This window comes from Streptomyces sp. NPDC055189 (assembly GCF_053606765.1).
This window is the reverse complement of sequence record NZ_JBSGSG010000005.1, coordinates 24,707-33,013: the sequence shown is the minus strand read 5'-3', so window position 1 is coordinate 33,013 and position 8,307 is coordinate 24,707. Positions and strand designations below refer to the sequence as shown.

Annotated in this window: 8 protein-coding genes; 6 read left to right on the top strand and 2 right to left on the bottom strand. The window is 70.0% G+C overall.

Features of this window, described 5'->3' with window-relative positions:
• Window positions 1–46: 46 nt before the first annotated feature.
• Window positions 47–265, bottom strand: coding sequence for an MbtH family protein (locus ACWFR3_RS05530; RefSeq protein WP_453733251.1), 219 nt, complete (start codon window positions 263–265; stop codon window positions 47–49).
• Between the two features lie 254 nt (window positions 266–519).
• Between ACWFR3_RS05530 and ACWFR3_RS05525 the strand changes: the two genes are divergently transcribed.
• The 5 genes from ACWFR3_RS05525 to ACWFR3_RS05505 all read left to right on the top strand — a co-directional run bounded on the left by ACWFR3_RS05525 (window position 520) and on the right by ACWFR3_RS05505 (window position 5,715).
• Window positions 520–870, top strand: a complete 351-nt coding sequence (locus ACWFR3_RS05525) for an ArsR/SmtB family transcription factor (protein ID WP_453733250.1) — start codon at window positions 520–522, stop codon at window positions 868–870.
• The gene (locus ACWFR3_RS05520; protein WP_453733249.1) at window positions 867–1,139 is read left to right on the top strand and encodes a hypothetical protein; all 273 of its coding nucleotides are present in this window, start codon (window positions 867–869) and stop codon (window positions 1,137–1,139) included. The genes ACWFR3_RS05525 and ACWFR3_RS05520 overlap by 4 nt, the downstream gene beginning before the upstream one ends.
• A gap of 116 nt (window positions 1,140–1,255) precedes the next feature.
• A complete protein-coding gene (locus ACWFR3_RS05515) occupies window positions 1,256–1,675 on the top strand; it encodes a hypothetical protein (RefSeq protein ID WP_453733248.1) in 420 nt (139 codons plus the stop codon).
• A gap of 58 nt (window positions 1,676–1,733) precedes the next feature.
• Window positions 1,734–2,453 carry a DUF4097 family beta strand repeat-containing protein gene (locus tag ACWFR3_RS05510; RefSeq protein ID WP_453733247.1) on the top strand — a complete coding sequence of 240 codons (720 nt, stop codon included), beginning with the start codon at window positions 1,734–1,736 and terminating at the stop codon, window positions 2,451–2,453.
• A gap of 256 nt (window positions 2,454–2,709) precedes the next feature.
• On the top strand, window positions 2,710–5,715 hold the full coding sequence (locus ACWFR3_RS05505; RefSeq protein WP_453733246.1) for a BTAD domain-containing putative transcriptional regulator: 3,006 nt from the start codon (window positions 2,710–2,712) through the stop codon (window positions 5,713–5,715).
• 74 nt (window positions 5,716–5,789) lie between these two features.
• Here ACWFR3_RS05505 and ACWFR3_RS05500 read toward each other — a convergent pair whose 3' ends face one another.
• The gene (locus ACWFR3_RS05500) at window positions 5,790–5,936 is read right to left on the bottom strand and encodes a hypothetical protein (RefSeq protein ID WP_453733245.1); all 147 of its coding nucleotides are present in this window, start codon (window positions 5,934–5,936) and stop codon (window positions 5,790–5,792) included.
• Between the two features lie 214 nt (window positions 5,937–6,150).
• On the opposite strand from ACWFR3_RS05500, the gene ACWFR3_RS05495 reads away from it, so the two are divergent.
• Complete coding sequence (locus tag ACWFR3_RS05495; protein ID WP_453733244.1) at window positions 6,151–8,010, top strand: BTAD domain-containing putative transcriptional regulator; 1,860 nt, start codon at window positions 6,151–6,153, stop codon at window positions 8,008–8,010.
• The last annotated feature ends 297 nt before the right edge of the window (window positions 8,011–8,307 follow it).

Here is an 8,307-nt window from a genome sequence, read left to right as displayed (position 1 = left end):
GATGTGTGCGGCGGTGGAGGGCGGTGGGCGGACGGAGCGGCGCCGGTCAGGCGGCGGGCGCGCTCTCCATGCGCTGCCGCAGGCTGCGGGGCCGCATGTCCGTCCAGATCTCCCCGATGTGGGAGAGGCAGGCCTCGCGGGCACCCTCGGTGCCCTCGGCGCGCCAGCCGGCGGGTACGTCGCGGTCGGCGGGCCAGATCGAGTACTGCTCCTCGTCGTTGAGCACCACGCGGTACGTGCGCTCGTCCGTCGGCGCGTCGGCCATGTCAGAACTCCCTGGGTGACGTGGGACCTCACTCGCTGAGCGACGTGGGGGCCTCTGGTGAAACCTCTTCGCCCGTCAGCCTCGGCGGAGTTCTCATACCGGGCCTATATCCGGCCTATACGGCCGAGCTTCACTCTCCGTGCCGATATGGACACCGGCTGCTTTCGGCCAGCAAGGTCCAACTCCCCTGCGCCTTCCGGTTGTACGTCTCGCTGGCACCTGCTAACTTTTTTTGGCACGAGCAAGGAGTCCACATGAACCTCTCCGATCTCAGCGGAGACGAATTGACGAAAGTGCTCGCGGCTCTGTCCAATCCCCATCGGCTGCGAGTAGTTGCCGCCGTGGCCAAGGAACGCAACTACGTGAGCCGCCTGGCTCGCGATCTCGGCATCAGCCGGGCGTTGCTGCAGGTGCATCTGCGCAAGCTGGAGAGTGTCGGACTGGTCTCCTCGACGCTCGAGGTCTCGGAGGACGGGAAGGCGATGAAGTACTACGAAGTCGTGCCGTTCGCCTTGGACCTGACGCCGCGCAGCATCATCCCGGTAGCCGAGACGATCACAATCGCCACCGACGAAAAGGCCGGTCAGGCCCAGGGGGAACGATGAACAACATCTACGATCTGGACGCGATCATCTTCACGCTGGGCGGCCTGCTGCTGCTCGTGCCGGTGATCATCGTGGCCCTGCGCCAACGCGGCAAGACCCAGCGGGCCGAGGCACAGCTCGCCCGCGAGCAGGATTACCGCAGGCTGACCGAACTCGCCGTGACCACCCAGGAACTGACGGACCACAAGCTCACGGACATCGCCGCACAGCTCTCCGACATGCGCTCGCGGGTCGAGTCCATGGAGCGCACCCTCAAGGACGTCGAGTAACACCGAGCCGTACGCGCCGCACGGCGCCCTGTACGCGATCGGTCCGCCGGGCTGCCACCCGACGGACCGGTGAAGAGAAGTCGCTGGAACCCCTTCGCCGGAAAGGAGAGCAGTTCATGCTGCTCAAGAGCAAGTCGACACAGGTCTTGACGGACGGCATAGACCTCCACACCCTCCTTCTTCCGCTCAGCGGCCGGTCCTTGCGGATCGGCCGGGGCCACCTCGGTGAACCCACGCTCGACCTCTACAGCGGGCAGCGGCTTCTGGACACCTTCACCGCGGGCCGGCCGACCGCCTTCTCGCTGCGAAACGCGGTGTACGGTACCGGCACACAGGGCGAATGGACCCTGGCATGGGGCCAGTTGACCCCGGGCACGGACGACCTGCGGCTCGCCTTCCGGCTGCCGCGCACGGTGCACTCCGTATCGCCCGTCACCATCGCCGACCACTTCTGGGTGGCGGAGACCGCAGGCACGTACGACTCGGTCGCGGCCTTCCCGCACCGCGTCAGCCGTGCCACGCACGCCGCTCGCTGACGACGGCCTTTCCGCTCTCTTTTTTTCGCCCTTCCAACCGACCTGAGGAAGAAGCACGATGACGATGCCGTCGAAGAAGTCGATGAAGAAGACCAAGAGCCTGCTGCTCGTCGCCGCGTCCGTCGCCCTCGCCGGCGGCGCTCTCACGGCCTGCGACGGCGAGATCAAGACAGAGAAGTCGCAGTATCAGGTCAATGAGAAAGTGACATCTCTTGGCATCAAGAACTACGGCGGCAGTATCGAAGTGGTCACCGGGGGCGGCTCGGGGATCAGTGTCACCGAGGAGTTCGAGTACACCGACGGAAAGCCTCGTGCCGAGCACGACGTGAAGTCGGGTGAACTCTCCCTGAACGCTCCCGGATGCGAGAACGACGACGCCAGCAAGTGTGGCGTCAATTACACCGTGGAGGTTCCCGCGGGCACCGCCGTGAATCTGGAGACCGGCGGCGGTGACATCACGGTGCGCGGCCTTTCCGGCGACACCGCGGCGAAGACGGGCGGCGGCACCGTACGCGTCAAGGAATCCGGCGCGAAGAAGGTCGACGCGTCCACCGGCGGCGGCAACGTCGACACCTCGTTCACCGGCGCTCCCGACCAGGTCAACGCCGAATCGGGCGGCGGCAACGTCAGCGTGCGACTGCCGGACGGAAAGTACTCCGTGGACGCCAAGACCGATGGCGGCAACCGCGATGTCGGGGTCACGAACACGCCATCCTCCCCGCACAAGGTGAAGGCCCACACCGGCGGCGGCAACGTCACCGTGACGACGACGGACTGACCGGTTTAACGGGCTTCGTCCCGCACACGGCCTTCGCCCCGGGCACGGGCGAAGGCCGTCGGGTATTGATGAATCATCAATTAATGCCCGCCCGCTCCGGCGGCGCACCCGCCCATCCGCACTTCGTGACGCGCGTACCTGCCGGAATGGGTGCGATGCGGGTTACGAAAGAGTTTCGTTGACGTCAAGTGTTTGACAGCACACACTTAGTTCACAGCTCGACGGCGGGGGGCCGTCGAGCCCGGGGGAGGACTTTGTGCGCCGGCTTTCATTCCGACTACTGGGACCACTGGAAGTACACGCCGACGGCAGACCGGTCAGACTTGGCGGCGCCCGCCAGCGCACGATTCTCGCCATGCTTCTGCTCACACCCGACCGCATCGTCTCGCTGGACGACCTGACCGAAGCGGTCTGGGGAGGCACACCTCCGGCCACCGCCCGCAACCAGATCGCCATCTGCGTCACGGCCCTGCGCCGGATCTTCCGCGAGGCCGCCGGCACCGACGACCTGATCAGGACCGACCATCCCGGTTACGCCCTCACCGCCGGCAGCCACCACATCGACCTCCGCGAGCTCGACGAACAGGTCACCGACGCCCGCGCCGCCGTCCGCTCCGGCCGTTTCGCCGAGGGCGCGGACCACTTCGAGCAGGCCATGGCGCTGTGGCGGGGCCGTGCCCTGGAGGGCCTGACCGGTGGCCGCATCGAGGACACCGCGACGGGCCTGACCGAACTGTGGCTGGACGTGAACGAGGAGCACGCGGCCGCGCAGTTGAAGCTCGGCCGCCACCGCTCCCTCATCACCTCCCTCTCCGAGCTGGTCAGGGAGTTCCCGCTGCGTGAACAGGCCCGCGCCCATCTGATGCTGGCCCATCACCGCTCGGGCCGCCGCGCCGAGGCACTGGAGGTCTTCCGTGAGGGACGCCGCGTCCTGGTCGACGAGCTGGGCATCGAGCCCGGTACGGCCCTGCAGGAGCTGCACCATCTGATCCTGAGCGGCGCCGAGGAACTGAACGCTCCGCCCGTCACCCCGGCGCCCGCGCCCGCTCCCGCGGTCCGGCTCAGCACCTCACCGGCCCAGCTGCCCCTGGCATCGGCGTCCTTCACCGGGCGCGCCGCCGAGAGCGCGGTCCTCGACCGGCTCCTCGACGACCGCGGCGAACAGTCGCCGCTGGCCATCGCGGCCATCAGCGGGGTCAGCGGGGTCGGCAAGAGCGCCCTCGCCGTGCACTGGGCGAACAGCGCCACCGACGTCTTCCCCGACGGCCAGCTCTTCATGGACCTGCGCGGCTACCACGAACACGACCAGCCGCTCGGCCCCGGCGCCGTCCTCGACCAGTTCCTGCGCGCCCTCGGCGTGCCGCAGCCGCAGATCCCCGAAGACCCCCAGGAGCGTGCCGCGCTCTACCGCAGCGTCCTCGACGGCAAGCGCGTCCTGATCGTCCTGGACAACGCCCGCTCCTTCGACCAGATCCAGCCCCTGCTGCCCGGCCAGGGCGGCTGCTGCGTCATCATCACGGGCCGGGACGCCCTCGATGACCTCGCCGGTGACTACGCGGCGGTGCGCATCGACCTGAACGTCATGGAGCCCGACGAGGCCGCCGCCATGCTCGGCGCGGTCGTCGGCGCCGAACGGATGGCCGCCGCCCCCGAGGCCACGGCACGCCTGGTCGAGCTCTGCGACCGGCTTCCGCTCGCCCTGCGCATCGCGGGAGCCCGCCTCACCACGCGCCCGCACTGGTCGGTGGGGCAGCTGGTCACCCGCCTGGAGGACCACCGGCGGCGCCTGGACGAACTGAGCCCGGGCGAAAGCGGCGTACGTGCCGGATTCTGGCTGAGCTACCGCAATCTGACCCCGGCCGCCGCCCGTCTGTACCGACGGCTCGGCCTGCTCACCGTCCCCGACTTCGCCGCCTGGGTGGGCGCGGCCGTCCTGGACACGGACATCATCGAGGCCGAGGACCTCATCGAGCAGCTCGTGGACGCCCAGCTCCTGGAGACCTGCCCCGGCCCGCCCGGCGGCCTCACCCACTTCCGCTTCCAGAATCTCCTGCGGCTCTTCGCCTGGGAACGCGCTCAGGCCGAGGACTCGGAGGCGGACCGTGCGGCCGCCCTGGAGCGCGCCTTCGGCACCTGGCTCGCGCTCGCCGACCGAGCCCACGAGATGCTGTACGGGAAGGACCTCACCGAGCACCGCGCGAGCCTGGGCGTCACACTGCCCGCGCACCGCGTGGAGGAACTGCTCACCGAGCCCATCGAATGGTTCGAGGCGGAGCGCGCCGCCATCGTCGACGTCGTCGACCATGCCGCGCAGACCGGCCATGCCGCCCACGCCTGGGCGCTCGCCTCGCGCGCCGTCCCCCTCTTCGAGACCCGCAACTACCTCGACGACTGGCGGGACACCGCCACCCGCGGCCTGGCCGCCGCGCGCGCCGTGGGCGACCCCGTCGGCGAGGGCACCATGCTGCGTTCCCTGGGCACCCTCGCGATCTACCGCCGCCGTTACGAACAAGCGGAGTCCTGGCTCACCCCGGCACTCCCGCTCCTGAAGCGGATGGGCCAGCTGCAGGGCCACGCCATCGCACTGCGCAACCTCGCCCTCTGCTCGCGATTCGGCGGCGACCTGCCCCTGGCCGCGAGCCGCTGCCGCGCCGCCATCGAGGACTTCGAGCGCACCGACGACCTCGCGGGCCGCTCGCACGCACTTGGCCTGCTCGCCCAGATCGAACTGGAAAGCGGCAACGCCGAGTTGGGCATGGAGCTGAGCACCAAGGCGATCGCCGCGAGCCAGGAAGCCGGTTCCTTGCGCGGGCGCGCGCAGAACATCTACCGCCTCGCCGAGGCGCTGCTCCGGGCCGGCGAGGCCAAGCAGGCCGAACAGGCCTGCCTCGAAGTGATCACGATGACGCGCAGCCAGGGCGACGTGCTGGGCGAGGCGCACGGCCTGCGCGGTCTCGGCGAGGCCCAGTGGCGTCAGAACCGCCCGCAGGAAGCGGTGCGGACCCTCACCACCGCGGTGCGCGCCGCCGAGGACGTGCACGACCGGTTCCTGCTCGCCCGTATCGAGACAGATCTCGGCTGCGCCCAGGCGATCCGGGGGAACGACGCGGCGGCCTCCTGGCTGGAAAGGGCCCATGAGGCGTTCCGCTCGATGACCGCGACCTCCTGGCAGGAGTACACGGCGAGGCTGCTCGACGCGGTGCGCACGGCCGGTCCGGGAAAGCCGTCCGTCATGACACTGACCCGCCTGATCGAGAACTGACGGCGACGCGACCACGCACGGAAAAGCCCCGGGCCGATGGCCCGGGGCTTTTCAGGCATGCCGCAGCAGAACGGTCAGGTCCACGGAAGGTCTACGTCCAGGTCCAGGGATATCTCACCGATCACCGGCAGCTCGAGGGAGATTCCCGCCCCCTTGGTCCACGGCAGGTCCCCCTCCGCTGCCTGAGCACTCGCGGGTCCCGCCAACAGTGCGACATTCACGCACGCTGCACCCACGGCAACAGCAAGAAGGGTGCGGAGCTTACGCATTGTGTTTCTCCTCAACGACTGGTCTGATGCGACGTCTTCGACTGTATGGCTCACTCCTATCGACGCCATTTCGGCTCGATTTCGATCCATGGAAATCAAGCCGAAAACCCATGAAAAATGGTGCTGGCTACGCTCTCGCACCATGGAATTCCGAGTGCTTGGCCCAGTGGAAGCACGACGTGGCGGGACCGTGGTCGCGCTCTCCGGTTCGAAGATCCACACGATGCTCGCGGCGCTCCTGATGGCCCGCGGCCGCGTCGTCTCCGACTCCCGGCTGAGCGCGCTGCTCTGGGGCTGTGCGCCGCCGCCCACCGTCAGCGCGCAGATCTGCACGTACGTCTCCCGGCTGCGCAAGCGACTCGGCCCCGACATCGACATCGTCCGCAGGCAGCCCGGCTACGCCCTGCACGCCGAGGACGGCTTCTTCCTCGACGTCGTCGAGTACGAGCGCCTGGACCGGCTCGGCCGCGCCGCCCTCCGGGAGGAGGACCACGAGGGAGCGGGCCGCCTGCTGCGCAAGGCTCTCGGCCTCTGGCAGGGCACGGCGCTCGCCAACGTGACCGAGCACCTCTCGGCGGCCGAACTCCCCCGTCTGGAGGACGAGTACACGACCACTCTGGAAAGCCGTATCGAGGCGGACCTCGCTCTTGGCAGGCACGCGGCGCTCACCTCCGAGCTCACCGGCCTCGTCACCCGCTTCCCGGTCCGCGAACGGCTGCGGGCCCAGCTGATGACTGCCCTCTTCCGCTCCGGCCGGCAGGCCGAGGCGCTGCACGTCTTCCACCAGGGCCGCAAGGTCCTCGCGGAAGAGCTCGGCATCGACCCCGGCAGCGAACTGACGGACATCTACCAGACCGTGCTGCGCGGTGAACCGCAGCGGAGTCTGCTTCCTTCGTACGCCGACGACGTGCCGGACGCCGCCCCTGTGACGCTCAGCGTGGTGCCGGACCCCGTGGCGGAAGCGCCGGCCGAGCAGACCGAGCCCGCCGTACCCGCCCTGCTCCCGCCCGACACCGCGGACTTCACGGGCCGCGACGCCGAACTGGCCGAGATCCAATCGCTGCTGGCCCCCTCGGACCAGGCGGACCGGCCACGCCGGGTGCTGATCACCGGCATGGCGGGCATCGGCAAGACGGCCCTGGCCGTACGGGCCGCGCACTCCTGCGTGCGGTACTTCCCCGACGGTCAGCTCGCCGCGGACCTCTGCCGCCCCGACGGCTCCCCGAAGGACCCGCGCGACGTCCTCACCGAACTGCTGCACGCCCTCGGGGACGAGGCCCCGGCACCGCACGGCGGCGATCACGGCCTGGACGAACTCGTGCGCCGCTACCGCACCCGCACCTTCGGCAAGCGGCTCCTGATCCTGCTCGACAACGCGGCGGGCGGCGACCTGCTCGGCCCGCTGCTGCCCAGCGGGCCCCGGACGGCGGTGCTCATCACCGGCCGCACCCGGCTCGCCGTCGCCGACGGCGCGCACACGGTGGCGCTCGGCCTGCTGGCTCCCGCCGAGTCCCTCGACCTCTTCGCCGCCGTCGCGGGCGGCCGCACCGCCACCGCCGACCCCGACGCCACCAGCCGGATCGTGCAGTTCTGTGCGGGGCTCCCCCTGGCCGTGCGCATCGCGGGCGGCCGCCTCGCCGCACGCCCGCACTGGCCCGCGGCGCGCCTCGCGGCCCGGCTCACCGACCCACGGGCCGGCCTGGCCGAACTGCGCTTCGGCCACCTCGGGCTCGCCGGCACGCTGCGGTCGGCGACGGGGCAGCTCGACGGCCGCCTGCTCGGGCCGCTGCCCGCGCTGGCGCTGCTCGGCGACGGCACGTTCACCGCTCTGGACGCCGCGGGTCTGCTCGCGGAGTCCGAGTCCGGCGCCGAGGAGTTCCTCGAAGCCCTCGTCGACGCCTCACTTCTGGACATCACCGGTGTCAACCGCCGTGACCAGGTGGAGTACCACTTCCACCCCTTGGTGCTGCTGTACCTGCGTTCGCTGGCCGGCCTGGTGCACCGGGAGGACCTCACCGCGTGCTGAACCCGGCAGGACCGATGCGCCACCACCCCGGATCGGGACGTGGCAGCTGCTCCCGGTTTCAACGTGTGTTGAACGGCTTGTCCCGGGCACACAGGAGATGGACCGGTGGTGGCGGGCCGTTGTGGCCCCGCCGTGATGGCGCCACTGATCCTGCAGCTCCCATGGAGGTCGGCGCACTCCCGCTTGATCGGCTCCCATGGTTGAGGCGGGCCGGCCGTGGCCAAGGGGAGCCGCCACGGCCGGGCCCTGCCAGCGGGTTCTCCCGCGGCAGCCGTCCCGCCCCCGCCGGATCCGCTC

Bases quoted from the DNA above. Each gene is read 5' to 3' on its own strand.
- ACWFR3_RS05530 (WP_453733251.1), bottom strand. From the start codon at position 265: ATGGCCGACGCGCCGACGGACGAGCGCACGTACCGCGTGGTGCTCAAC.
- ACWFR3_RS05525 (WP_453733250.1), top strand. From the start codon at position 520: ATGAACCTCTCCGATCTCAGCGGAGACGAATTGACGAAAGTGCTCGCG.
- ACWFR3_RS05520 (WP_453733249.1), top strand. From the start codon at position 867: ATGAACAACATCTACGATCTGGACGCGATCATCTTCACGCTGGGCGGC.
- ACWFR3_RS05515 (WP_453733248.1), top strand. From the start codon at position 1,256: ATGCTGCTCAAGAGCAAGTCGACACAGGTCTTGACGGACGGCATAGAC.
- ACWFR3_RS05510 (WP_453733247.1), top strand. From the start codon at position 1,734: ATGACGATGCCGTCGAAGAAGTCGATGAAGAAGACCAAGAGCCTGCTG.